We start from the raw sequence: 24,947 nt of genomic DNA, 5'->3' as shown, positions 1-24,947 counted from the left end.
CTGAGCCTGTCGAAGCATGCGTCCGTAAGCCGCGAGCGCAGCATGTGGAAGCGCGAACATGCGGTGGGTGATGTCATGCTTCGACAGGCTCAGCATGACGTTAGCTTCGACAGGCTCAGCATGACGGGTGAAAGTGTAGAGGTATCTTCCCGGCTGTCTCCTAGAGCACTCCTAGGGTACGAGCGATGAATGCCACCGTCTGCGGTAGGCGCTGCTGCCAATAGTCCCACGTGTGTGCGCCGGCGAACTCGTGGTAGTCGTGTCCGATCCCTCGCTCAGTCATCCTATGATGCAGTGCGCGCGAGTGCTGGAGCAGATAGTCGTCGGTCCCGCAATCCATCCGAAGCGCCGGGAGTTCCGAACCGCTAGCGGAGGCGGCAAGCGATAGCAGGTCGTCCGGACCGCCCTCTGGAGTGCGACCGAAGATGCGCAACCCCTCCGGGTCCGTCCGCTCGAACGGTGCGAGATAGGCTCCAGAGTGCCCTACTGCTGCTGCGAACATCTCCGGCCGTCTCAGGGCGAACTTGATCGCACCGTATCCACCCATCGAATGCCCCGAGATGACGCGGCATACTCCCTGCGTTTTCACGGAGAAGCTGCGCTCGACGAACGGCACCACGTCTCGAAAGAAGTGCGATTCCCATGCCGGTCCTTCCGCGTTGTCGGTGTAGTATCCCCGCCCACCGTCCGGCATGACCACCACCAGCGGGAGCGCCTCCACTGCGCGCTGAATGGTGGTGTACCGACTCCACGCCGTGCAGTCGTCGCTCAGGCCGTGCAGCACGTACCACACGGGATACGGGCCTAGCTGTTCGCCCTCCGGCAGTAGTACTACCATCTCCGAAGCCTTCTCCAGTGACTGGCTGAAGAAGCGCACGTGCGCGAGTGCCATGCCTAGAACCCTCCTATAGTGGGTGCTCCCGATGCAGTGGCACGCACGATCTGCCAACGGTTTTCGGTGAACACCAGCCACTTCCGAACCTTCTGCCGCTCTAGGTGCAATGTCAAGCCGGCCAGTCCGAAGCTCGTGTCCATCCCGTTCCACGTATAGGACACGCTCGCCTTGTCAATCTGCGCAGTGGCCTTTTCGCCCTCCACGCGCACGGACGGTCTCGAGAGGGTGACACGGATGTTCTCGGCCTGTCGTAGGCTGGTGCGCATCAAGCGTACCAGCTCGCGACGTGTCATGCCTTGCACCACGGCGTTCTCCGCAATCGAGTCGGTGATGCGGTTGGGCTCGCCCGATTCGGCACCGATGCGCGCTTCTTCGATCAGCGCCTGTATCTGATCCACGTCGCTGGGTGCAGGTCCGAACGCCGAGAGCACTAACCGCAGTAGCAGCAGGACGAGGATCAGGCCGAGGCCGGTCAGTACCTTCACCTTCATCGCGTGCGGCTCCAATGTACGTTCTGTCGGTCTCTGACATCCGAGCAACCGTGCGGGTGAGAGATGTGAGTCTCGGAGCCGCCATGCTTCGACAGACTCAGCATGACGGGCAAGACTGCCAACCTATCACTTTGACAGGCTTCCACGCGGCTCGCGGTCGCATGCTTCGACAGGCTCAACATGACGGTAAGGGCGTCCCCTGGCCATCGTATCAGACAGAGCGGGGTAGTCGGAAAGTGCGGCATGGCCTACTCCCACACCGATACGAATGCGGACAGAACCGCCCTTGCCACCACGGGAACTTCGTCTTCATCCACCGTCCGCAGGTCCAGACAAACTGCGTCCTCGGCGATTCGTCCGTACACGGGTGGATTGGCCATGCGCAGCGCCCGGGTCAGCTCCTCGGCGCGTTGCGGCGCGCGGACCCTGACAACTCGTGTCGGCAACTGGCGACCCGGCATTGACCCACCGCCGATCTCGGACACTCCGCCGCACACCTCGCAGCGGTCTGGTCCTAACTCCGCCGCCAGCCTCTCGGCAAGCCGGCCCACCTCCTTCTCGGTCCGCGAGATGTAACGGAGGGTAGGAATAGTGCTCCATACGCCGTCCGGATCGAGATACTCGCGAAGCGTCGCTTCCAGCGCTGCGAGCGTCAGCTTGTCGCACCGCACCGCGCGCGCGATAGGGTTCGTCGCTGCAGCCCGCACGAACTCGGCCCGACCCAAGATGATCCCGGCCTGCGGGCCACCGAGCAGCTTGTCGCCACTAGCCGTGATTAGGTCCGCACCGGCCCGAACCGCCTCCGATAGCGTCGGCTCGTGCGGCAGCCCGGCTCTCTCCATCTCCACCAGGCATCCGCTGCCTACGTCGTCCAACACCGGCACTCCGCGCTTCCGTCCCAGCGCAGCCAGCGCTTCGGCAGACGGCTCCTCCGTGAATCCCACGATGCGGAAGTTGCTCGGGTGACAGCGCACGATGCAGCCGGTACTCGGTCCAATGGCTTTCTCGTAGTCCGCAAGCCTCGTTCGATTGGTTGTGCCGACCTCCACTAACTTTGCACCCGCGGCGGTAATCACGTCCGGCATCCGGAACGACCCGCCGATCTCCACGCTCTGCCCACGCGACAGGATCGCCTCGCGACCCGCGGCCAGGGTGTTCACGCACAGCATCACCGCGGCTGCATTGTTATTGACGACGTGTGCGTCCTCGGCACCCGTCAGGCGCTGCAACAGGGTGCGCAGGTTCTTTACACGCGAGCCTCGCCTACCGGTTTCTTCGTCAATCTCCAGCACGCTGTGGCCCTTCGCCACGTCGTGCAGGGCGGCCTCCGCCTTCTCGCTAAGCCTCGCCCGTCCGAGACCCGTGTGAAGCACCACTCCGGTCGCGTTGATGGCGTATCGCAGCCGAACTGCTCTGGCACCTACCGCCCTCGTTGCCACACGGTGTGCGAGTTCCTCCGCATCGGGCGCATCCCCGGACTGCCTTGCTTCGTCCAGCACCTCGCGCACGCAATCGCGCAGTAAGACGCGTCCGAGCACGAAGTAGGGTGCCAACTCGGGTCGCCCGAGCAAACGGTCTACGGAAGGCAGCCTGCGCCTCGGATTCTCGCTCACACTGTCATTATGCCCCACCCGACCTGCGACATCCGAGCGTCGGTTGACCCGACTGACCGGGCTTTCGCATAATTGTCATGTGGTTCGCCGTAGGGCGCGCGTCATCGTTTGGGTGTTGCTGGCGTTCGGGGTGCTGCTGGTTCTTTCTGGCGCGCTCCTCGCTATCGCTTTCCCCAAACTGAGTCTGCAGTGGGCCGAGCGCAGCACCGATCAGTGCCTATCGCACCTCCGCCGCCTCTCGCAAGCCGCCTTGGCGTATGCCGAAGATCACTCCGGCTACCTGCCTCCCGCCGGCGTGTGGATGGACGCGCTCCGGCCCAGTCTTTCCGCTAGCCGGGACCTGCGGTGCCCGAAGTTCGGCTCCGAGCGAGACAGGTACGGCTACGCGCTGAACTCCGAGATCGCCGCGCGGCCACTGTCGCGCGTTGCCGAGCCAAGCCGCACCTTCCTTCTATACGACTCGGCCAACCTGGCGCGAAACGCCTCCGACCCCGTCACCACCCTGCCACCGGAAGGTCGCCACCGTACGAAGGCTGGCCCCGGCAATAACGCTGCTTCTGCCGACGGAAAAGTGCGATTTCGGCCCATCCACACCTCACGATGACAAGAGCGGAACCTGCAGGCAACGCAAAAGAGGCGCGAAAGACGTATAATGGGTGTGTCCGCGCACACTGGCTCGACCGGCTGTGGCGGCCGGAGGCTCTATCATGATCGGAACGCCCGAACTCGTCGTCGGTGGCATCCTCATCCTCGTACTCTTTGGCGCCAAGCGCATTCCCGAGCTGGCTCGCTCGGTCGGGCAGGCCGTCGGCGAATTGCAGAAGGGCATTCGCGAGTCCCAGAGGGTCGTACGGGAGACCGTGGACGAGGAGCCGGAAGAGACGAAAACCCCCCAGTAGCTTCCGCTCTGTGTCCCGAATGGCTTCGGGCCTGCCGGGGGAGGGCCCAAGCGCTTCAGCCTGCCGATACTTGCTGTGGGACCGGGCCGGTATAATCGCCGCCAATCCTAAGTCCCTTGGTATGGGAGGTCCTCATGCTCAAGCAGCCGTACTCCGAACAGCCCGTCTTCAGGCTCCGGCACTCCGCCGCCCACCTCATGGCCCAGGCCGTCACCCAACTCTTTCCGGGCACCAAGCTCGGTATCGGCCCGCCCATCGAAAACGGGTTCTACTACGATTTCGACCTCCCGCGTCCGCTCACGGAGGATGACCTCCCCAAGATCGAGCAGCGGATGCATGAATTGGCGGATGCCACGCAGCCCATCGAGCGCTTCGAGCTGCCGCGCAATGAGGCACGCAAGTACATCGAGGAACACCACCCGGACGACCCCTACAAGCTGGAGCTGCTCGCCGACATCCCGGAAGGCGACACGATCAGCTTCTACAAGCAGGGTGACTTCGTAGACCTCTGCCGCGGTCCTCACGTCGAGAATACCAATGCCATCCAGCACTTCAAACTGCTGAGCATCGCCGGTGCCTACTGGAAGGGCAGCGAGCGCAATAAGATGCTGACACGCATTTATGGCACCGCATGGTTCACCCAGGAAGAACTGGATGCATATCTGAAGCGCGTGGAAGATGCCAAGCTACGGGACCATAAGCGACTAGGCAAAGAACTCGGCATATTCATGGTCTCGCCCGAGGTCGGTAGTGGCCTTCCGATGCTGCTACCGAAAGGCGCGGTGATCCGCAAGCTCCTCGAAGAGTATATCTATGGCGTCGAAGAGCGCCACGGATATTGGCATGTACTGACACCCGCGCTCGCCAAAGCCTCCCTCTACCGGCAGTCGGGTCATCTCGCACATTACAAGCAGAGCATGTATCCCCTCATGGACCTGGACGGCGAGGAGTTCGTGCTGCGTCCTATGAACTGCCCGCACCACTACATGATCTACAAGTCCGAGGTGAGGTCGTATCGCGAGTTGCCCCTGCGCATCGGCGAACCAGGCACCGTGTATCGCTATGAACGGTCCGGCGTGCTGTCCGGCATGATGCGCGTGCGCTGCTTCACGATCAACGATGCGCACTGCTTCGTTCGGCCAGACCAAATCGGGGACGAGGTGAAGCACCACGTACTGATGCTGGAAGAGGTGTATCGCCGCCTTCAGATTCCCGACGACATGTACTGGTATCGTCTCTCGCTGCCGGACCTGAACGACAAAGAGAAGTATCACGGCGATCTCGAGAAGTGGGAAATGGCGGAATCCGAACTGAGACGTGCCATGGACGAGATGGGCCGCGACTACATGGCAGTGACAGGTGAGGCTGCATTCTATGGACCGAAGATTGACGTGGAGCTTCAGGACGCTTTGGGTCGTGAAGAGACCGCGTCTACCATCCAGCTAGACCTGTTAGCGCCGGAAACCTTCGACATGCACTACATCGGTGAGGATGGCAAGGAGCACAGGCCCGTCGTCTTCCACCGTGCGCCGATCGGTTCTTTCGAACGCATGATGGCGTATCTGATCGAGCTGTACGCCGGTGCGTTCCCGCTGTGGCTGGCTCCCGTGCAGGCAGTGGTGGTGCCTATCGCGGACCGCCACACCGAATACGGCGCTTCGGTGCGTGATCGCCTGGCCGCCGAGGGCTTTCGAGTGACGTTGGATGACCGCCGCGAGACTGTCGGACACAAGATACGCGACTCGGAGAAGCAGAAGAACCCTTACACGCTGGTGTGTGGTGACAAGGAGGTGGCTTCGGGCGCGGTCTCCGTGCGAGCCCGAGGGCAAGGCGATCTCGGGCCGATGTCATTGGACGATCTGATCACCCGCATGCGCTCGGAGCTTCCGACGGAATAAGATGTCCGAACATCTCGGAAGGGGAGGGGGAGGTTGAGACTCGCAGCGGATCTACGCGATGTGGATGTAGTCGCGGCACTCGACGTACTCGCTATCCCGCAGCAGGATCTCGACCTCCTGCGCCGCATCCGGCTCGGCCACCGCGACCAGGATGATGCCCCCACCGGCTGGCCGGATACGGCGTACGAACTCCTCGGGATGCACCACGGGAACGCCGTGCACTTCCGTGCCGATGCGCCTCGGGTGCAGATCGGCGGCCAGGGTCGGAGCCATCTTCCGTTCTACCAGTAGACTCAGCCACGGCTTGCCCGAACGCCCGAGCCCCCACAGATAGATGGGCCGGTCCTGCAGCCGGAGGTCCGGGACCATGTGTTCCAGTTTGCAATCGCGGAAGCGCTCGGGCGAATAGCGGGGATCGGTTCGGCTGAGACGGCTCGGCTCGTCCCGCCAGTGCAGCAGCACTTCGGGCACCTTGATCATCTCGTAACCGGCGCGCAGCACGCGCAGCCACAGGTCGTAGTCTTCCGGCCAGCCCATGTCGCGGTAGAGGGGTGCAAAGGCCTCACGCCTTCCGAGCGCGGTCGGGTGGGCGATGGGACTCTCCACGTACCTCTTGGCCCGTATCTCTCCGGGGTCTATCAACGAGTTGAGCCATTGCACGTACCGGTCCATGCCCGGCGCATCGTTATGCCCGAGTCTCTCCACTTTGCATCCCACGATGCCGAGGTCGGGATCGGAGCACAGCAGATCGAGTTGGAGCGCGAGCCGATCCGGCAGGCTGACATCGTCCGCATCCATCCTGGCTACATAGGGGCACCACGAACGCCGCAGACCGGTGTTGAGCGCATCCACGAGGCCTGAGCCGTCGTTGGATATTGCTGCGACGCGGTCATCCTGCCTCATGAAGTCACTGGCAATATCGCGAGACCCGTCGGTGCTGCCATCGTCCACGATCAAAAGCTCGAAATCCGCAAAGCTCTGTGCCAGGATGCTCTCGACCGCGTCCTTCAGGGTCGCGGCGCCATTGCGCACGGGCAGGATGACGGACAAGGTGGGCACGTCCGGAAGGTACCCACTTTCCTCGTCGGCAGGCGCGGGTAGGGTAAACAACGACAGATGACAGGACTGCATGGGGGGCGAGAACCGCTGGCTGCGCTGGATCGCGTGAGACTGGTCGAATGCGGCGAGCCGCTGGTTGACCTGCGCACCGCGTGCCCCGAGGTGCTGATTCCCCGCTCGACCACAATCCCTTGGGCCCGAGAGCGGGTGGCGCAGATGCTCGCCTCCGCAGCCGCTTCCCTACCGTCGGGGCTTCGACTCGGCGTGACAGAGGCCTGGCGACCCTTGCAGAGGCAGAAGCGGGGATACGACCGCTACATGGAGGAGATTCGGGCGGCCCACCCGGAATGGCCCCACGCGACTTTGAAGCGGATGACGAACCGCTTTTTCCATCCCTATGACCGGAAGGCGCCGCCCGGACATTGCACCGGTGGCGCGGTGGACGTGAGACTGTATGACGAGGGCGGCAACGAGATGGACCTCGCGTCACCGTTCGAGGGGAAGTGGGAGGGGGCGCCAACGCACGTGCGCGGGTTGACGCCGGAAGCGAAGCGCAACCGAATGCTGCTGGTGGAGACGATGCTACAAGCGGGATTCAGTAACTGCCTACAGGAGTTCTGGCACTACTCCTTCGGGGACGCGGCGTGGGCGGTGCGCATCGGCTCGCCGGTCTGCTACTACGGCTTCATCGAACTGCCCGAAGAGTATTGGCGAGCGGCGGAGGAGGAGGCGCTGCGTCAAGGAAGGTAGGTGATCGGCGCACACTCCATCCGAGGGCGGGAGTGGGCCAGTGACGAGAGACGAGCCTTCGGTAGGAAGCATTCCGAACCCCTCGCGCGGCAATCTGAACTTGACCCCCCCTCCGCCCTAGAGGAAGTAAGCTCCTAGTGACCCACACTCTGCGATTGGCGAGGGATAATAGAATGGAGATGTGGTGGGTTACACTTTCACGTGCTTCCACTTGCCTCGGTGGAAGACGTACATCGCAACGAAGGCACCGAGGAACGTAGCGATGGTCATGGACCACCACGCGGCATCGGCTCCACCCTGCAAGGGGAGCACCCACACGTAAGTCATCGGCACTCGGAACACCCACATCGCGAGAATAGCAACCATCATCGCGCGCAGCGTGTCACCGGCCCCTTGTAGTGCCATCATCATCACCATCAGGAACGCGAGCGGAGGCTGCGAGATGGCGGCAATCTTCAGGTAACTGACCGTGCACTGAAGCACGGCAGGGTCGTTGGTGAAGATGCGCGCGAAGGGCTCGGCAAAGATGTACATGGGGAGCGCCATAAAGGTCATAATCCCACAAGCCTGCGCCCCGGCGATCCACGCCAGCCGCTCGCCCTTCTCGGGGACTTTCGCCCCCAACGACTGCCCGACGAGCGCGGCGGCGGCCATCGCATAGCCGAAGCCCGGCATGAAGGCGATGCCCTCGATGACCATGCCGATATTCAGCGTGGCGAGCGCGGCTTCCGCCTGTGGCGTGCGCGCCAGAATGCCCGTGAACACCGACATACCGAGCGTGCGCGCACTGGTCTGAATCGCGGTGGGATAGGCGAGGCGTGCGATGCGAACCGTCCATCCCCACTCGGGAATCAGTCCCGGGTGAAGACCACCTAGCACCCTGCGCCGCAAGATGGGAAGGTACAAGAACAGCGCTGCCCAGATTGACACCGCCAGACCGATGGAGGCACCCGGCAAACCGAGCTTCGGAGCTCCGAGGTGACCGAAGATCAGCACCCACGAGACAGCGATGTGGATCAGCACCATGGCGGACATCACATACATAGGGGAGCGCGTGTCGCCAATCGCGCGCAGCGATCCTGCGAGCACGTTCCCAATGAAGACACCGGGTATCGCGAACAGCGTGGGAATGAGGTACTGGCGGGCAGCAACCTGTGCCCCCGTGCCTACGCTACCCATCATCACGGCGATCAGCCAATCGAGCAGGAGAAAACCTGCAACGGACACGACCAATCCGAGTATGATCGCCAGCCGGACGCACTGGTTCATCGCCTGTTTCGCGGTCGGCACGTCGGATGCGCCGTAGAACCTCGCCACGAGTGCCGTGGTGGCGCTGCCCAGCGCGAAGGCCAGCGACATCATGATGAACACGATCATCATTCCCACGCCACTACCCGCGAGAGCGTCCGTTCCGAGCGCGCTGATGAACTTCCGGTCCACGAAGGTGTTGACCGTCTGCACCAAGTTCAGCACAATGACCGGCCAGGCCAGCTCCCAGACCATGGAGGAGAGCGGCCGATGCGACAGGACCAGGGGCTCGGTGCGGCTCGGCAGGTTCGCCCGATCCTCTAGCGTGGAGGCGGTGGTGGCCATCGGACAATGCGAATAGTACCACGGCTTCCCTCAGACCACCGGTCGGCCGGGCAGGCGCCCGCGCCAACCGGGCCCCTTTGCGGGCAGTCGCAGGGTGGTGCCGTCTCGCCTCTTAGGGCCGTGTCGGGGTGTACAGGAGGTCGCCCTTGGGGTCGGCTATACGAAACGCCACGCCCCATGCGCCGTCACCTTGCCCCGCTTTGATCAGCACCTCGTTCGTCCCTTTCTTTAGCCGAATGGGCACGGCGTACTTGTCCGGCAGCATGTGATTCACTCCCGGCACGGCCCAGACCATCTCGCCGTTGACCCACAACTTGCCCGCGTCGTCCACACTAAGCAAGGCCGTGGCATCCCGCTCGTCCGGACTGATGACGTAAGTGTGCAAGTAGGCCACACTGCGCGAATTCGGCTTCACGATCTCGTGGAGCCACAAGGGCCCATTCGCATCCTGGATGCGCCAGCCGATTCGCTGATCACCGGCCTGGTGGGTAGCAGTCAGATCTACCTTCGACTCCGGACCGAAGTCCGTGCTGTAGCCGAAGTCCGGTCCGGTCGGAAAGCCACCTATCAGGTTCCACTGCTTGGGGAAGGTACCGGCGCTCTGAACCCGGTAGGCACCTAAGCCCATCCCACAACCACTGCTCTTCTCGTTCTGACCCACCACTCGCAGCTCCAGCACGTGAGGTCCCGGTTGCAGACTGACCGGCTCCGAACGTAGGTGCATATCGTGGAAGAAGCGCTCCCCGTAGAGGTCGAATGTCTGCCCCGTGCCCACACCGTCCACGTATAGCTCTACTACTCCGAAGTCCGGTCTGCGCATCGCCATGATCTCGATGATGTATCGGTCCTCGATCTCCGTGCCGATGTCCCAGCGGAGGTATCCCCCCGGCACGCGAGAGGTGAGTAGGAATCTCTCGGGCCCGTGGTAGCCTTCCGCAAGCTGCTGCAGGGGCACGAAGCGCGCATCCCCACCCCCTGCCTGCAGCCCGGCCTCGACGTCCAACGATGCTGCGAGCTGGTTGAAGTTGGTCAGGTTCTCGTAGTCGGTGAGTACGGTCCCGGGGAAGCGGAGTGCCGTGGCCGACGGCAGGCGGTAGGTGCGCTCGTGTTCCGGTGTATCTTGGTACCAGTAGGCGACGATCGCATAGTAGGTGTCCGGCTTGTTGTTCGACTCGCCGTGCTCGATCTCTACCTTCAGGCTGCGCTGGAACGGCACCAGGTCCGGTATATGCATCCTGTACTGGCTCGTGCGCGCCTGTGGGTCACCGATGACGGTGATGCCGTGATAGGGTTTCACTACCGGGCCCTGGTTGTAGTACCATCCGCAGTTGAAGTAGTCCTCGGTTCCCGTTCCGTGGATGCTGGGTCGCACCTCGCCGTCCACGTAGAACTTCTCGTCACCCTCGAGGTAGGTGAGCCACCAGGGGCTTTGCATGCTTAGCACCGTTCCAACGTAGTGACCGCGTCCGGAAGTCTCTAACAGCGGTACGTGTTGTCCTTCCACCGTGTAGTGCTCCTTCCACTGCGCATGGAAGTAGGCTTGGTCGGACATCACCTGCCCACGCTCCACCACGGCTTGCCACCCGAGTTCGACGTCCTCGCCGAGGCCGCTCTCCACCGTGATGCGCGCGCTTCGGCGGAAGGGCATAGGGAAGCGGATGTAGCAGTATTCGTCGGTCATGCCGAACGGCACGCTGGCATAGCGCATCGGCGTTATGTGAGAGCCAGGATTCCAGCCCGGTCGCACGTCCCCATAGCCCGTACCTACCAGATCGCCGAGAGGGGCTTCGACGGCAGGGGTCGCAGCGCCGTCCCAATAAATGCGAACTACCACCCTGCGCAAGGCGTCCTCCTGATCGCTGTACACCTTCATTCGGAGCACACGCAACGTAGCCGGTCCGCGCAGGTCGGCCAACTGAGTGATTCTACCGGACGGCAGCTTGATGCGCTTCAGGTCCGGTGACGCCACCCCTCGCTCGACTGCTGCTAGGTCGGACAGCTTCGCCTGCACCTCGGCGAGGGTAGCAGTCTTGCCGTCGGGCTTGCTGGGGGAGAAAGTGGTGACTGGCGTGCCTGGATCGTACTTATGGTAGGCGATTGCGAGGAACCCCGTCTGCTGCTCGGTAGCAATCACGCATCGTTTCGCGAACTGCATGGGTAGGTAGCTGTACCACCCTCCGCTCGACTTGCCTGTAATGGGTGGTGCGAAAGGCGGTACCTTGCCTTCGAACATCGCACGGAAGTCGCACTCGATGGCGGGCGTAGTGGAGTCGTCGAAGTAGAACTTCACTTTGCCCTCGGGCGGCATGGCACTCCAAATGCGATAGATGCATCCCGGCCCCTCGGCGTCGAAGATCACGTAGTCACCATTCTCGGCGCGGCGCAGGTGCGTGTACCGACCCGAGAAGCCATCATCGTTGCCGCCGGTGCGGTCGTAGCTGGAGTGTTGGAGACACCGAAAATCCCGCAGGAGCGAGAGATGCCCGATATCCGCAAGCGCGTCGAGGCCGATGGGGGCTCTCGATCGGCCATCGTCCGCGATGAGCGTCAGGAGCGCGCACAGAGCCAGAATGCCGGTCGCCATGCTTCGAACCTCCCCAGGGCCGGACGATGTCCAGCCAGATAGACTCGGGGGTTCCACCCAGCATGCCTTCGTTCCTGTACGGGTGCGTTCGTGGAACCGGGAAGTCTTCTGAGAGGTTCCCAGTTACGAGGGCGCCGTGCTCGCGTCAGACCCTTTGAGAGGCGGACCGGGCCGTCTGTGCGAGAACTGAAAGGAAACAGGCCATGATCTATCGGTTTTTCGGAGTCCTCGCCGCCACTGCCGCATTCGGCGCTGCCTTGTCGAGCATAGACCTCGGCGTTCGGTGCATCAGCCGCAGCCCGCTCTATTGGCGCTACAACGTGCAGTACGACGGACAGGGGCTGCCGTATCTCGCACCGACCCACGGCGGACAAGACCCCAATCTCGATCAGCACTGGCCTAACCCTGGTGAGACTGTCACGTTCACTGCTCACGTGCGCAATCACGGCGATCAAGCCGTCAGCGGGTTCGAGTACCGATGGCTGATCGACGGGCAAGCCCAGGGGTCACTGCAGACGTATTCGGGAGTGGTGAGTCCGGGACAGACGGTCACGGTTAGTCTGCAGTGGACATGGCCCACGAACCTGGACGACCACACCGTGACCATCGTAGTAGACCCAAACCTCCTCATCGCCGACGTCTACCGGCAGAACAACACGTATACCGATCACGCCAATGCGCTGAGCTACAGCATTTGGGTGGAACAGGGGCTGTACGAGCGCTTCGCGCTCAAAGTCAACGGCTTCGGCACGAAGGGATTCGACGACTGGATACGCTGGCAGTTCGACGCGCTGCGTGACATGTTCGCGCGGTCGGTGTACCCCGGCGTCGCCCCGAATGGTGTGCTGGAGCGTGTTCGCATCGAAGAGATCAATGTGATGCCCTTCGATCCTAACAACCTGAACAACTGGCAGTCCATCATGGCAGCGGACCCGCACATCTACCTGAACGACGGACGCTGGCAGTTCGTGTCCGCGGCGGGCACCCTGGCCCAGAAGCAGACGGAGTGGCAACAGTACGTAGACACCTTCGCGACGACGATCGACTGGGGCCTGATCCACGAACTGATGCACCAGCTCGGGGTGATCGACGAGTATCGCCTGAACTTGGATCGAACGTCCAACCTGGTGACATGGGCGGACGGCAGCTTGGTCAACACACAGCACTACTTCCATCGCGGAGGATTGATGGGAGGAGGCTACGTGCTGCCGGGCTATGATGGGACCTATCTCGACTCTCGGTCGGCGGGATTCCTGAACCGGAACCTGCACTATCGGCGTGGGTTCTACGGCGAGTACCTCTGGGACATCCCAGATATGAACTACGGAGTGGTGTACGACGTGAATGGCGCACCGATGGCAGGCGTGCAGGTATCTGCATACCAGAAGAGCTCCACGAACGAGCGAATCAGCAACACGCCGGTGTTCACGGTCACGACCGATTCGAGCGGCAGGTTTCTCATGCCGAATCGCTCTACGACGAGCCGCACGACCGCTACGGGACACACGCTAAAGAACAATCCGTTCGCCCGCGTTCATGTAGTGGGTATCAACAGCACGATGCTCCTCAAGTTCTCCAAGAACGGGCAAGAGGACGTGCGGTGGTTCGAGACGTATCAGCCGAACATCGCCTATTGGTCTGGCAACACGGCGAGTGCGGAGTACCCCTTCTACACTCGACTCATCCCCACGTTCGGCCGCGCGCGCATCGGTACGGTCAATGTCGCGCTGAACAAGCCTGCCACTGCAAGCAGCAACTCCTCGCAGGCATATTACGGCAACGATGGAGACAAGGCAGACCCCGCTCGCTCGTGGGCGCCGTCGCCCCCATCGGCGGGCCAATGGTGGAAGGTAGACCTAGAACAACCACGCTGGATCGCACGCGTAAAGGTGTTCCCTTGGGCTACCAACTGGCATGACTGGTACTCGGCATTCCATCTGGAAGCATCCATGACCGGCGCGTTTGTGGGTGAGCAGAAGGTGATCCCGCTGGAGGAGTATTGGGACGAGACGCGCGGCATGGCCGACTACGAGGTGCAACGGCTGAGCGGCATGGTGGATCAGGTATGGTACACGTTCGCGCCGGTGCGAGGCAGGTACTTTCGGATCGTGAGTGACGTCTACCAGAACTGGGTCCGATTGCAGGAAGCCGAGTTCTATGAGATGACGGCCTACCCCGAAGGCGACCTGAACGGGGACGGCATCGTGGATATGCTGGATCTCAATGCCGTGCTGTTAGCGTTCGGGGCTAGCGGCGCTGGACACCCGGCGGACGCCAACGGCGACGGCGTCGTGGATCTGAACGACCTTCAGATAGTGCTGCTGCAGTTCTCGATGGGCACGTGAGCCGGGCATCCGTGTTGACCATCGCGGTTGCCCACGCATGGGGTGGCGCGGTATCCTCACGTCGGAGGTATCGCCGATGCTCCCCTCGCTTCTGATTGCTGGCCTCGCACTGGCCGCGGGGGCGCTCGCCAGCGCCGCCGACAAGGAGGTCGTTCCCATGAATCTCCACGAATTCGATCTGAAAGACGTCCGTCTGCTGGACGGTCCGTGCAAATCCGCGGTCGAGACGAACCGCAAGTACATCCTCTCCCTCAACCCCGATAGCCTACTATTCAACTTCCGTACCACGGCGGGCCTGCCTGCGCCGGGCAGACCGTATGCCGGATGGGAGGCTCCGGAGATCGAGGTACGAGGACACTTCGTCGGCCACTACCTGTCAGCCTGCGCTATGCTCTACGCCGCGCTGGGCGATGAGCAGTGCAAGCAGCGCGGAGACTTCATGGTGACCGAGATGGCGAAGTGCCAAGCGGCTCATGGCAACGGCTACCTGTCTGCGTTTCCCGAGAGCTTCTGGGATCGTCTCGAAGGATTGGAGAGGCCGCCTTGGGCGCCCTTCTACGTGATCCACAAGATCATGGCAGGCATGTACGACATGTATCGGCTGTGCGGCAACACGCAAGCGTTGGAAGTGCTGAAGGGCATGGCGGGCTACTTCGAGCGGCGGTCGGATCGCATCTCCGATGCTCACTGGGATCGCATCCTGAACGTGGAGTACGGCGGCATGTCCGAGGTGTTGCACGACCTGTACTCCGTGACGAAAGACCCGAAGCACCTAAAGCTCGCACATCGGTTCGACAAGGCAGCCTTTCTCGGGCCCCTCGCGCTGGAGCATGACAACCTGAGCGGACTGCATGGTAACACGCACATCCCAATCGTCATCGGTGCTGCCAGGCACTACGAGCTCACGGGGGACGAGCGGTATCGCACTGCTGCTACATACTTCTGGAAGCAAGTAGCCGAGGCGAGATCCTACGCGACGGGAGGCAGTACCGAAGGTGAGGCGTGGCCAGAACCATACAAGCTCGCAGGCACATTTGCCCATCACAACCACGAGACGTGCAAGACCTATAACATGTTGCGTCTGACCAGATACCTGTACCGCTGGACCGCCGAGCCGAAGTATGCGGAGTTCTACGAGCGAGCCTTCTTCAACGGAATCCTGGGCACGCAGCAGCCTGGTACGGGACAGCTCATGTACTACGTGCCGATGGCCACCGGATACAGGCGGCTCTTCGGCACGGCGGACAGCGCGTTCTGGTGCTGTTACGGCACGGGTGTGGAGAACTGGGCCAAGACCGCAGAGGGCATCTACTACTACGATAACGATGGTATCACGGTGAGCCTGTTCATACCCTCCGTCGTCGAGTGGAGGCAGAAAGGTGTTCGCCTGGAGCAACACACTGTCTTCCCAGACGAGCCGAGCACGAAGCTGACCATCCATTGCGAGAGACCCACCGAGTTCACGGTGCGGATACGCGTGCCGCTCTGGTGTACGCATGGATATGTGGTCAAGGTGAACGGCGATTCGGTAGGAGCGGATGCCATCTCCGAGGGGTACGCAAATCTGCGACGGGTGTGGTCGGACGGTGATACGATCGAAGCGGTGATGCCGATGACCCTTCGCACGATGCCGCTTCCCGACGATGCCAATATGGTAGCAGTCTTGTACGGTCCCATCGTGCTAGCGGGGGTGCTGAAGGAGACGTTGCCCGAGAAACCCTCGCAGAACAGCGGCAACATGCACGGCTTTGCCCCACCTGTGTCGTTCGACGGATACTTCCTGGCAGACCCCACCAAGCCTTCTGAGTGGCTTCGGCCTGCCCAGGGCGCGCCATTGGAGTACGAGACGGTGGGACAAGAACATAGCATCCGTTTCCGGCCATTCTACAAGGTGGTCGAGGAGCCCTACGGCATCTATTGGCGAGTGGTACAGAAGGGTAGCCCTCAGTACCAGGAGATACTGGATCGCGAGGCCGAGTCGAAGGCGCTCGATGCGCGAGTAGTAGACGAGGTGTTGATAGGCAACGACGAGTCCGAGCGTGCACACGGCCTGCAAGGAGAGCGAACTGCTAGTGGCACCTATCATGGCAAGGTGTGGCGTCATACCGATTCGTGGTTCTCGTACTCGCTGCAGACAAAGGGCCGCACGGACCTCGTTTTGCTCTGCACGTACTGGGGTGGAGAGGGAGGCAACCGGCGCTTCGACATCCTAGTGGAAGACAAGGTGATAGCGAGTCCTTCGCTCGGCCGTCAGGCTCCCGGGAAGTTCTACGACGTGGAGTACCCCATTCCGCCCGAGCTCCTGCAGGGTCGTGACAAGGTGACAATCAAGTTTCAGGCCAAACCCGACAACACCGCCGGCGGCATCTTCCGCTGCGCACTTCTACGTCCTAAGGACTGACCGGACTCAATCGGCTAGCAGTAGGTTGTGACGCAGGATGAGCTCGGGGAGGCCGCCGTGGAGGACGTGTGCTGCGGCGCGGTAATCCTGTCGGCCCGTATCGTGGTTAGGAAGGGCGACGGCACAGCCCACGCCTGCCGCTCTCAAAGCGATGATGCCCGGCTCGGTGTCCTCCAGGCCGATGCAGTAGCGATACTCGTCTTTGCGCAGGCCCATCTGGTAGAGAGCAATGCTGAACAGGTCCCGGTGTGGCTTCAAGCGCGCCTCGCTCGAGTCGGAGGCGGTGACGAATCCATCGTAGAACGCGCGGTGGTCCGAGAATGCCCTCACCGCTCGTTCCTGCGTCTCGGGCGAGACGTCCCACTGGCGTGCCTCCTCGGCCATCACCCGGAACACCTCTTGCACCACCGCATGGGCCTCGTAGGAGATGGAAGCCGTGACCAACGCGATCTTGGCGGGCGCCTTCGCAAAGCGACATCCGAGCGCGGCAACAATCTCGGTCTCCGCATCTTCACCGCCGAGCACCGGAGCCAGCCGCCCCGCCTCTTCACCCAACAGCCCCTTGATCAGGGCTAGGAACACGCCGTAGCCCGGCATCGGCTCGATTAGCCGACGCCCGCCCTCGCCGAGCAGCTCGTGGGAAAGCCGCTCTCCCTCGCCCCGCTCCACCGCCTGCAATATGGTGTGGTATCGGGTGTAGTACACGTCCAGCGAGGCGCTCACCTCCGCCGAGAAGGTGGCAGGCCGGAATAGCGTCGCAAAACGAGTCGTCATGGTCCGACACTCTTGGGCAAGCCGTTCTCCCTCTAGGCCTGGCTCCGACGTGGCGGCTCGAAAGTTGTCATCTTCCAACATTGCGCCCAGCCCGCAGTTGGTAGCGTTCAGCAAGACGTCCTCGCGACGGCGCCGGTCCTCCATGTTGCTTAGAGTCCATAGCGCGCTCTCGATGAAAGCCTCGGCCACCAACTCGCGCTTCACCCAATCGCGATAGCGGGTGAGAAGAAACTCAGTATGGCGGAAGTTGCTGTTGCCGATAACGAACGGGTGATCCCTGACTGGATCTAGGCCCGACCATTGGTCCTTGCTCATCCGCCCGGTGACGCGTCGCACCATGTACTCCAGTGCGTGCAGCGCCAGCGGCTCGGTGGTGGTCGAGGTGCCGTCCATGTCCACGGCGAAGGCCGCGACGCGCTCCAGCGGCCCTGGGTTCCTTGGTGCGAGGGGGTAGAATTCGAAGGGTGCGGCAACGAAATCGAGGTTCTTCACGACCGCCACTTCGTCGGCACCTAGCTCACGACACTGCTCACGGAGCAGATCGGCGGCCTCTTCGGGGGTCAGGTAGCGTGCAAGCGATTCCACGGGACCCTAAGCATACCGCGCAAGGGTGTACGCGGGGCCGCCGCGGCCTAGACTCGTCGTGACCGAGCCCGCATGAGCTACTTCACGCGGTGGAGAGCGATGCTTCTGGATGCTCCGGGTCTGCCGTCCACTATCTGAGACATCGTGTTCTCGTAAGTGTCATCGTCGGTGAACGACCCTCGCGCCTCGAATTCCCCGCTGCCACCCACCAGCATCTTGAACCGAGCGACAAGCTTGCCCTCTTCGAGAGTGAAGTAGCCGAAGAACACGGTCTCTGGCCCGTGCGAGTCCAAGTAGTAGACCTTCTTCGCGGCGGGGTCCCAGCCGACTCGGACGTCTACCGCTGCGCCCATGATGGTGCCCTTGCCGAGCAGAAGCTTCTTGTCCGCGCTCCATTCGTAGCGAAGTGTGGCGATCGGTTTGCCACCGTCGTCCTTGGCATCCGTTACCCACGAACCCCCGACGAGCCGACCGATCTCGCGCATCACGCTGTCTCGCTCTACTTCTGGTTTCACCCTCTCGACCTCACCCGTCTGAGCGCCCGCCAAGGCGGCAATCGTCAGAAGGCCGACGGCGCTCCAAAGTCTCGTTAGGCGTGACATGGTTCCCCCTCGTGTTCGCTTTCCGCCGCTCGGCGGGGATGGGGCATGATACACCATCGGCGCCCGAGGCCGGTCTTCCGTACTCGCGCGCCGACGATGAACCTTTCCGCTCGGTGTGGGTTTACGCCGCCTTCTGCAGCACTTCTTCCTGCACCTTCGGCGGCCTTAGCGCGAACAGAATCACCGCAGCGAGAACGCACAGAGCCCCTGAGATCAGGAAGGCAGGGAGCCAGGCATTCGCAGCGGCTTGGACACCGCCCGCCTCCGCCGCGGCCTTGCCCGCATCCTTGAACATGCCCGCCATGATGGGGCCGACGATGCCACCCACGCCGTAGGCGGTGAACATCCAACCGTAGTTTTGCCCGACGCTCTTGGGCCCGAAGAAGTCCGCGGTCATCACCGGGAACAGCGCCAAGTTGCCTCCGAAGTTGAAGCCTACAATGGCGGTGGCGATGAACAACAGTACCGGCACTCCACCCACGAAGAAGAACGCGAACATAACGACTGCTTGAATGATGGCGGCCAGAACCAGCGAGTTCTTGCGACCAATCCGATCCGATATGCCCCCCCAAACCAGTCGGCCGATCCCATTGCCTAGCGGAAGGAATACCCCGGCAGCGAGCGTCGCCGCTGCCGCGGCCTGCTCGGCCGTCATACTGCCTTTGGCCTGAAGGGCGTCCGCCCCGAACAGCTTGATAATGCCAATCACCATCAGGCCCGCGAGCGCGCCAGCCACGTAACTAAGCCACAGCCCATAGAACTGACCGGTCTTGAGCATGGCGGTAGAGGTGAACTCGCGCGCGTTGGCTGCAGCGCTGGCTTGGGCCGGGGTCCAACCTGCAGGTGTCCAATCCGGCCTCGGGTTGACCATGACTAATGAGCCGAGCTGCACTAGTACGAAAAAGGCGATACCATAGACGAGGAACACCTTCAGCACACCCATCGTCTCCAGCAGGTGTCCCCAGTCGCCCGCGAGCAGCACCCACAACGTGGCGCCGAAACCGAACCCGGCAACCGCGAGGCCCGTGATGAGGCCCTTCTTGTCCGGATACCACTTGATTCCGACGGCGATGGGGCAGACGTAAGCGAAACCGATGCCCATTCCGCCCAACAACCCAATAAGCAGGAGTTGAGCCATGAAGGTCTGTCCGATCAGCCCAGCCAGCACGTAGCCCAGCCCGAGGCACAAGCCCCCCAGCGCCGCGATGGGCCGCGGCCCGAGCTTGGCCTGGAGGCGGCCGCCGATGATGGTGAACACGGCGAAGGTGGCCAGGCCGAGTGAGAAGATCCACTGCGTCTGCGTTGCCGTAAAGCCGAAATCACCTCCCTCCTTGGTGAGGGCAGGCGTGAAAACCGACCAGGCATAGATGGCGCCGAGGGCGAGCTGTATGAGCAGCGCGCCGATGACGACGAGCCAACGATTTCGTTCGAGGGTGGCGACGTTCATGCGGGGTTATCACCTTTGGGTAGAAGTTGTGTGCCGAGCGAGGTCGGTCGGGCGACCGGCTGGAGGCTTGTGCAGCGACGCCTGGGGGCGGCGCCGGAAACCTTGACCCTCTCCCTCACCCTTGGGTAAGGCGAGGAAGGGAGTGCGCGAGATTCCTCAGTCTCACAGGCTCGACAGTCCAAACCAGAAACCATTGTACCTTTTCTCGCGAATAGGGTCCCTATCGGATAGCGCGCGATACAACGCCCCCGTGGAGAAGTGCGGCAGAAGAGGCTTCACGCTGATCGAGTTGCTGGTGGTGGTGGCGATCATCGCCGTCCTGGCCGGCCAGCCTCTTCCCGACCTTCGCCCGGGCGCGAAAGTCGGCCGAGCGCACCGCCTGCATCAATAACGTGAAGCAGCTCGATCACGCCTTCCTCGTGTACACGGGTGACCAGGCGGACACCTTCCCGGTGCACTACGACAACCTGCGGCGGCAGGCTTGGGGCGACTTGGACGTCGATGTGGCGCGCATCTATGACCCGAACAACCTCTGATGATACTTCCAGACATCCGTAGTGCTGAGAGAAGCGGAATCACTGCTTAGAACCAGTACAATGCCTGGCATCAGGAGGTGGGATGGTGAGGCTCATGAAACTTCTGTTTGCTGCACTCGTCGTCGGCGTGCTTGCCGGGTGCACCGGCGTCGGCAAGAGCTCGACCGAGCCTATACCTCGAGCAGACGACATTATCGGCCACTGGACTGTTGAGACGGTCTGGGACGGCAGACCCGCAAAAGGCGTGCTTCGGTTCGATGCGGACGGGTTCTACCGGTTCGAGCTAACTACTACTCTTGAAGGTCACACCGAGTACATGATGGAGACTGTAGGACTATGGCGCCTGAAAAGGCGGAATGGGGCAGTGGTGCTCGTACTGAATGACAAGGAGACTCGGTGCAGTTCAGTGTGTCGGATCGATACGGAGCACCGCCACAGCGGGAAGCCAATCAAGACGCCACGAGTGTATAGCAGTGACGCAGGGTACGAGGTACGCATTCTGAACGCCCCGAGACGCGTCGTGCTCTCCGACCCAGGCGACGATATGACCGATCTGGTCCTTCGGCGCAAAGGTGTGTCCCGACCTGATAGTTTGCCGAAGAAAGCAGGCCAACAGAGCCAATAGCTGGGCAGGCCATGGGTCACGAAGGTCTGTGCCATCGCTTGCCTTCAGCACCGCAGGAGCCATGACCGATGCACCCAGAATCACCTGGTCCGTTCGCGCTTGTCCACTGCCTCTTCCAATCTCCCTATTCAGCGATTGTGGTGCGGATAGGCGCCCACCAGGCTCGATGGGTCAGAATCGTCCCCGATGAGCACCGTGTGGGCTGCAGCCCGTCCGCGCATTCTCGGCACCCTCGTGTGGGCGGTGGCGCGGCCAGTGGGCCTCACCCTGCGCTATAGAGTGGAAGGACTGGAAAGGCTCCGTGCCGTTGAGAGCGATGGGGGCAGCGTGTTGGTCACGTGGCACGGGCGCACCTTCGTCCCAGCAAACTACTTTGCCAAACGTGGCTGGTGGGCCATCATCTCTCTCTCTCGCGACGGCGAGATTCAGAACCGCATCTTCAACCTCTTCGGCTTCCGCACCGTGCGCGGTTCCACCGGGCGCGGGGGCGTGCGGGCAGCCCTGGAGGCCGCCAAGAGGGTACGCGAGGGCGGACATCTCGCACTCACGCCGGACGGTCCGCGTGGTCCCTCGCACGTATTCGGCGAAGGCAGCCTGTTCATTGCACAACGATCCGGCAGGCCCCTCATTCCCGTCGGCATCAGCGCCTACCCGCGAAAGCTTCTGCCCACGTGGGACCGCTATCTCGTTCCGCTCCCCTTCGCCCGCGCAGCCATCGTCATCGGCGAGCCGCTTATGGTGCCCCAAGACCTGAGCCCCGAAGAGACGGAATCCCTTTGTGAGCGCTTGGGAGGGGAGATCAGCAGGCTCGAGGCCCGGGCCGAAGAACTGGTGAGAGGATAGTGTTCCTTCTCTATAACCTGTTGGTGAGCCTCACTGCGTGGCTTTGGCTGCCGTGGGCCTGGATGCGATCGCGCCGCCGTGCAGAGCCGGTGCGTTGGTCGGAGCGGATGGGGAGGCTGCGCGTGGAGCCAGGCCCCGACCGCATCTGGGTGCACGCCGTCAGCGTGGGAGAGGTTCACGCCGCCATCCCCGTGCTGCGTGAGATTCGGAAGCGACTGCCGGGCTATGAGATTCTGCTCAGCACCACCACGTCTAGCGGCCAGCAGACGGCGAGGGACGGTGCGCGCGACCTGTACGACCACCTCGTGTACTTCCCGATGGACGTGGCCAGCTTCTGTCTGAACGCGATGATTCGCGCGAGGCCGAAGGCTGTCGTCATCATGGAGACGGAGTTGTGGCTGAACTTCCTATGGGCCGCAGACGTAGTGAGGGCGAAGGTGCTGATCGCTAACGGGCGGCTGTCGGACCGCAGCTACGCACGGGCGAGACGATTCCGCTTCTTCTACCGCCACCTGCTACGCTACGTGCACCTTTGTCTGATGCAATCTCAAACAGATTGTGAGCGCATCATCGCCTTGGGAGCCGATCCTGCCCGAGTTAGGAACGCGGGCAACACGAAGTTCGACCAAGCCATGGCCGAGCGGGTGGAGGGTACAGCGGCTCGCGAGGAGTTCGGGGTGCCCCGGGACGTGCCGTGCGTGGTGGTGGGCAGCACACGAAGCCAGGAAGAAGAGACACTCGTGCTAAACGCGCTGCTGCGGGTGAGAACCGAGCTGCCGGACCTCTACTTCGTACTCGCTCCGCGGCATGTGGAGCGGGTGTCCGAGGTGCTGGACGTCCTGTCCGAGAGAGGGTTGCGGGCTGCGCGAAGGTCACACTCGGAGAAGGGTGCGGACTGCTTGCTGCTGGACACCTTCGGCGAGCTGGCGAAGGCGTATGCGTGTGCGGACGTGGCGGTCGTGGGTGGTGGCTTCGGCGGCTTCGGCGGGCAGAACATCTTTCAGCCGCTCGCTTACGGCAAACCAGTGTTTTTCGGCCCCGCGATGCACAACTTCCGCGATATAGCGGAGCTGGCACTCCGCACCGGCGTCGGCTTCCGGGTGAGCACGTCTGAGGAGCTGGCTGAAGGAATGCTCTCCCTGCTCCACTCTCCCGATCGGCTGCGGTCCATCTCGGATGAAGCACAGCGTCTTATCGCTGCCAATCAGGGCGCTTCCGAGCGCATCGCCTCCGAGCTGACCCATCTCCTCACTACTGCGAGTGGTGAGGGATAGGCCAACCGGTATGACCCGCGACAGAATCAACAACGGCACTGCAGAGGAAGCATCTGTGATGCTCTCACCACTCCCGTGTAGCCACGGTAGCTATTGCCCTGTTGATCGGAACCGCTGCAATGGCAGGATATCAGGCGCGCTTGTGGTTCCTGAAATTAACCAAAGGCACTTCGAACGCGGGTGCGCTCCTGTGCACACTGGATGATGTCGGTGACACTTTCTGTCCGCTCGTGGCTAACAGGGGGGTGCTGCGCTCTCCTCGGAATCTCCGGTGACAGGTTTGGTCATGGAACTACGATCGCGAGCCGTTTCGGTTCAAGGTTCAACCAGGCTCCGAGGGCGGGGTTCTAGATTGATCCATCGCCGCTCGCGATCTCCGATCTCCACTCGTGGTCAGCAACGCGGATGCACGACTGCACTGGCACTAGGTGGATGTCACTGACAACAGGGTGGTGGCCGTCTCCGAGCCTCAGGCGGGATTGGTCTTATCCGGTGGCGCAGCGGCGTCGCTTCGGCTACGTGGCATTCGGCGTCTCGCCGGTTCAACCCGTTGCGCCAACAGGTCGTCGGACTAGGCCGTCTGGAGTGTCCTGGCTTCAGGCTCCTCGCTGAGAACGCATTCCATCGCCGCGTCCTCCAACTTCGACAGGATGCCCAGGATTGCGATTTCCAGTTCCTCTTGGCTGATACCCCTGTCGCCAGCCACTTCGCCGTGCGTGGCACCGCCTGCCAGTTCCTTGAGAATGGCGTTCTCCCTCGCCGTTAGCCCATCGGCCAGGGTTTTCGTGTCGCCCATCTGTCCCTCCAGAGAAGCATCGTTGCTACTTCTATATATTATTATACACTTGGCGAAGGTTCTGGGGAAACATCCGGGAGAAGTACGGGGAAGATCACCCGAAAAACTACCACATCGGCCCATCAGGGTGTCTGGACAGACAGGACTTCGCCGGCAGGCGTCGTACCCGCAGTTCATGATTGCCCGCGGATCGCTCGTGCTCGCCTTGCTTCTGTCCACGCTTCCCCTGATTGCACAGCACCCAGCCGGCGTCCGTGAACCGCTCCGCCCCAAGGCCAAGCCCACCTCTGAATTCCTTGCCATGCGTGCGAGCGAGACGGGGTGCTCCCCGCCGCGGGCCGCACCTCGGCGTGGCTGGACGCCCGCAACGTGCCGCTGTGGGTGGATGCCTCCGGGAATAGCCCCGCTTGGGAGCCTATCGGACCCGCGCCGATTGTCGAAGGCTGGGGCGGCTCTCGGAACTCCGGTAGGGTTAGCAGCATCGCAATAGACCCGACGAACACCAAGCGCATCTACATCGGTGCGTCGCACGGAGGTGTGTGGCTAACCACCGACGGGGGCGAGTCGTGGCGTCCCATGGCGGATTTCGAGGCGTCGTTGTCCTTCGGGTCCATCTGCCTCGATCCGTTCAACCCCGCGGTCATCTACGCAGGCACGGGCGAGTCGCACGGTTCGTTCGACAGCTACTTCGGCGCAGGGCTGCTCCGGTCCACCGACTCGGGGAGGACGTGGGAACTGCTGGCGGAGGAAGTCTTTGCCGGCGCGGTTTTCGCGAAGTTGGTTGCCAGCCCCAAGGTGCCAGGGCTTCTGATCGCAGCGACATCCTATGGGCTGTTCCGTTCGCTCGATGGCGGGCGATACTGGCAGAAGCTTGAGAACGGCCACTTCTGGGACGTAGCAAACAGTCCGAAGCAGCCGGACGTGTTCTATGCTTGTG

20 protein-coding genes and 1 pseudogene are annotated in these 24,947 nt (G+C 62.3%); 11 read left to right on the top strand and 10 right to left on the bottom strand.

Annotated features, from left to right (window positions below; all coding sequences use genetic code 11):
- Window positions 1-160 precede the first annotated feature (160 nt).
- The 3 genes from HRF45_12830 to HRF45_12820 form a co-directional block, all read right to left on the bottom strand.
- The gene (locus HRF45_12830; GenBank protein MEP0767407.1) at window positions 161-892 is read right to left on the bottom strand and encodes an esterase family protein; all 732 of its coding nucleotides are present in this window, start codon (window positions 890-892) and stop codon (window positions 161-163) included.
- Window positions 893-894: 2 nt separating this feature from the next.
- Complete coding sequence (locus HRF45_12825) at window positions 895-1,386, bottom strand: hypothetical protein (GenBank protein MEP0767406.1); 492 nt, start codon at window positions 1,384-1,386, stop codon at window positions 895-897.
- Window positions 1,387-1,634: 248 nt separating this feature from the next.
- Window positions 1,635-2,999 carry an L-seryl-tRNA(Sec) selenium transferase gene (locus HRF45_12820; protein MEP0767405.1) on the bottom strand — a complete coding sequence of 455 codons (1,365 nt, stop codon included), beginning with the start codon at window positions 2,997-2,999 and terminating at the stop codon, window positions 1,635-1,637.
- A gap of 79 nt (window positions 3,000-3,078) precedes the next feature.
- Between HRF45_12820 and HRF45_12815 the strand changes: the two genes are divergently transcribed.
- From HRF45_12815 to thrS, 3 genes are all read left to right on the top strand, one after another.
- On the top strand, window positions 3,079-3,603 hold the full coding sequence (locus HRF45_12815) for a hypothetical protein (GenBank protein ID MEP0767404.1): 525 nt from the start codon (window positions 3,079-3,081) through the stop codon (window positions 3,601-3,603).
- Between the two features lie 103 nt (window positions 3,604-3,706).
- Complete coding sequence (locus HRF45_12810) at window positions 3,707-3,898, top strand: twin-arginine translocase TatA/TatE family subunit (protein MEP0767403.1); 192 nt, start codon at window positions 3,707-3,709, stop codon at window positions 3,896-3,898.
- Between the two features lie 134 nt (window positions 3,899-4,032).
- Window positions 4,033-5,796: a threonine--tRNA ligase gene (thrS, locus tag HRF45_12805; GenBank protein ID MEP0767402.1), complete on the top strand. Its 1,764-nt coding sequence runs from the start codon at window positions 4,033-4,035 to the stop codon at window positions 5,794-5,796.
- Window positions 5,797-5,847: 51 nt separating this feature from the next.
- Here thrS and HRF45_12800 read toward each other — a convergent pair whose 3' ends face one another.
- On the bottom strand, window positions 5,848-6,846 hold the full coding sequence (locus HRF45_12800; GenBank protein ID MEP0767401.1) for a glycosyltransferase: 999 nt from the start codon (window positions 6,844-6,846) through the stop codon (window positions 5,848-5,850).
- A gap of 66 nt (window positions 6,847-6,912) precedes the next feature.
- Between HRF45_12800 and HRF45_12795 the strand changes: the two genes are divergently transcribed.
- Window positions 6,913-7,605 carry a dipeptidase gene (locus HRF45_12795; protein ID MEP0767400.1) on the top strand — a complete coding sequence of 231 codons (693 nt, stop codon included), beginning with the start codon at window positions 6,913-6,915 and terminating at the stop codon, window positions 7,603-7,605.
- Between the two features lie 189 nt (window positions 7,606-7,794).
- Here the strand turns inward: HRF45_12795 and HRF45_12790 are convergent, their stop codons facing one another.
- Both HRF45_12790 and HRF45_12785 read right to left on the bottom strand, forming a co-directional pair.
- The gene (locus HRF45_12790; GenBank protein ID MEP0767399.1) at window positions 7,795-9,198 is read right to left on the bottom strand and encodes an MATE family efflux transporter; all 1,404 of its coding nucleotides are present in this window, start codon (window positions 9,196-9,198) and stop codon (window positions 7,795-7,797) included.
- Between the two features lie 112 nt (window positions 9,199-9,310).
- Complete coding sequence (locus tag HRF45_12785) at window positions 9,311-11,782, bottom strand: DUF2961 domain-containing protein (GenBank protein MEP0767398.1); 2,472 nt, start codon at window positions 11,780-11,782, stop codon at window positions 9,311-9,313.
- 203 nt (window positions 11,783-11,985) lie between these two features.
- Between HRF45_12785 and HRF45_12780 the strand changes: the two genes are divergently transcribed.
- Together HRF45_12780 and HRF45_12775 are read left to right on the top strand one after the other, a co-directional pair.
- On the top strand, window positions 11,986-14,127 hold the full coding sequence (locus tag HRF45_12780; GenBank protein MEP0767397.1) for a discoidin domain-containing protein: 2,142 nt from the start codon (window positions 11,986-11,988) through the stop codon (window positions 14,125-14,127).
- 76 nt (window positions 14,128-14,203) lie between these two features.
- Entirely contained in the window at window positions 14,204-16,528 is a 2,325-nt protein-coding gene (locus tag HRF45_12775) for a glycoside hydrolase family 127 protein (GenBank protein MEP0767396.1), read from the top strand.
- 6 nt (window positions 16,529-16,534) lie between these two features.
- Here HRF45_12775 and HRF45_12770 read toward each other — a convergent pair whose 3' ends face one another.
- From HRF45_12770 to HRF45_12760, 3 genes are all read right to left on the bottom strand, one after another.
- Window positions 16,535-17,887: a hypothetical protein gene (locus HRF45_12770; protein ID MEP0767395.1), complete on the bottom strand. Its 1,353-nt coding sequence runs from the start codon at window positions 17,885-17,887 to the stop codon at window positions 16,535-16,537.
- A gap of 77 nt (window positions 17,888-17,964) precedes the next feature.
- A complete protein-coding gene (locus HRF45_12765) occupies window positions 17,965-18,489 on the bottom strand; it encodes a hypothetical protein (GenBank protein MEP0767394.1) in 525 nt (174 codons plus the stop codon).
- A gap of 121 nt (window positions 18,490-18,610) precedes the next feature.
- On the bottom strand, window positions 18,611-19,936 hold the full coding sequence (locus HRF45_12760) for an OFA family MFS transporter (protein MEP0767393.1): 1,326 nt from the start codon (window positions 19,934-19,936) through the stop codon (window positions 18,611-18,613).
- Between the two features lie 250 nt (window positions 19,937-20,186).
- Between HRF45_12760 and HRF45_12755 the strand changes: the two are divergent.
- The 4 genes and pseudogenes from HRF45_12755 to HRF45_12740 all read left to right on the top strand — a co-directional run bounded on the left by HRF45_12755 (window position 20,187) and on the right by HRF45_12740 (window position 23,214).
- Window positions 20,187-20,472: pseudogene (locus HRF45_12755) on the top strand (type II secretion system protein).
- 94 nt (window positions 20,473-20,566) lie between these two features.
- Window positions 20,567-21,097, top strand: coding sequence for a hypothetical protein (locus HRF45_12750; protein ID MEP0767392.1), 531 nt, complete (start codon window positions 20,567-20,569; stop codon window positions 21,095-21,097).
- Window positions 21,098-21,283: 186 nt separating this feature from the next.
- A complete protein-coding gene (locus tag HRF45_12745) occupies window positions 21,284-21,940 on the top strand; it encodes a lysophospholipid acyltransferase family protein (GenBank protein MEP0767391.1) in 657 nt (218 codons plus the stop codon).
- Complete coding sequence (locus HRF45_12740) at window positions 21,940-23,214, top strand: hypothetical protein (GenBank protein ID MEP0767390.1); 1,275 nt, start codon at window positions 21,940-21,942, stop codon at window positions 23,212-23,214. Before HRF45_12745 ends, HRF45_12740 begins: the two co-directional genes overlap by 1 nt.
- 571 nt (window positions 23,215-23,785) lie before the next feature.
- On the opposite strand, the gene HRF45_12735 is transcribed toward HRF45_12740, so the two are convergent.
- Window positions 23,786-24,010, bottom strand: a complete 225-nt coding sequence (locus HRF45_12735; protein MEP0767389.1) for a hypothetical protein — start codon at window positions 24,008-24,010, stop codon at window positions 23,786-23,788.
- 321 nt (window positions 24,011-24,331) lie between these two features.
- Between HRF45_12735 and HRF45_12730 the strand changes: the two genes are divergently transcribed.
- Window positions 24,332-24,947: hypothetical protein (locus tag HRF45_12730; protein ID MEP0767388.1), on the top strand; the 616-nt coding region annotated here is incomplete at its 3' end.

The sequence above is a fragment of the Fimbriimonadia bacterium genome (genome assembly GCA_039961735.1).
GTDB lineage: Bacteria > Armatimonadota > Fimbriimonadia > Fimbriimonadales > JABRVX01 > JABRVX01.
The sequence above is the reverse complement of the archived record's forward strand: the minus strand, read 5'-3'. Positions and strand labels throughout refer to the sequence as shown.

Excerpts from the sequence above, each read along its gene's own strand:
- HRF45_12830 (MEP0767407.1), bottom strand. The coding sequence starts at position 892 with ATGGCACTCGCGCACGTGCGCTTCTTCAGCCAGTCACTGGAGAAGGCT.
- HRF45_12825 (MEP0767406.1), bottom strand. The coding sequence starts at position 1,386 with ATGAAGGTGAAGGTACTGACCGGCCTCGGCCTGATCCTCGTCCTGCTG.
- HRF45_12810 (MEP0767403.1), top strand. The coding sequence starts at position 3,707 with ATGATCGGAACGCCCGAACTCGTCGTCGGTGGCATCCTCATCCTCGTA.
- thrS (MEP0767402.1), top strand. The coding sequence starts at position 4,033 with ATGCTCAAGCAGCCGTACTCCGAACAGCCCGTCTTCAGGCTCCGGCAC.
- HRF45_12795 (MEP0767400.1), top strand. The coding sequence starts at position 6,913 with ATGACAGGACTGCATGGGGGGCGAGAACCGCTGGCTGCGCTGGATCGC.
- HRF45_12790 (MEP0767399.1), bottom strand. The coding sequence starts at position 9,198 with ATGGCCACCACCGCCTCCACGCTAGAGGATCGGGCGAACCTGCCGAGC.
- HRF45_12785 (MEP0767398.1), bottom strand. The coding sequence starts at position 11,782 with ATGGCGACCGGCATTCTGGCTCTGTGCGCGCTCCTGACGCTCATCGCG.
- HRF45_12780 (MEP0767397.1), top strand. The coding sequence starts at position 11,986 with ATGATCTATCGGTTTTTCGGAGTCCTCGCCGCCACTGCCGCATTCGGC.
- HRF45_12775 (MEP0767396.1), top strand. The coding sequence starts at position 14,204 with ATGCTCCCCTCGCTTCTGATTGCTGGCCTCGCACTGGCCGCGGGGGCG.
- HRF45_12765 (MEP0767394.1), bottom strand. The coding sequence starts at position 18,489 with ATGTCACGCCTAACGAGACTTTGGAGCGCCGTCGGCCTTCTGACGATT.
- HRF45_12760 (MEP0767393.1), bottom strand. The coding sequence starts at position 19,936 with ATGAACGTCGCCACCCTCGAACGAAATCGTTGGCTCGTCGTCATCGGC.
- HRF45_12750 (MEP0767392.1), top strand. The coding sequence starts at position 20,567 with ATGAAACTTCTGTTTGCTGCACTCGTCGTCGGCGTGCTTGCCGGGTGC.
- HRF45_12745 (MEP0767391.1), top strand. The coding sequence starts at position 21,284 with ATGAGCACCGTGTGGGCTGCAGCCCGTCCGCGCATTCTCGGCACCCTC.
- HRF45_12735 (MEP0767389.1), bottom strand. The coding sequence starts at position 24,010 with ATGGGCGACACGAAAACCCTGGCCGATGGGCTAACGGCGAGGGAGAAC.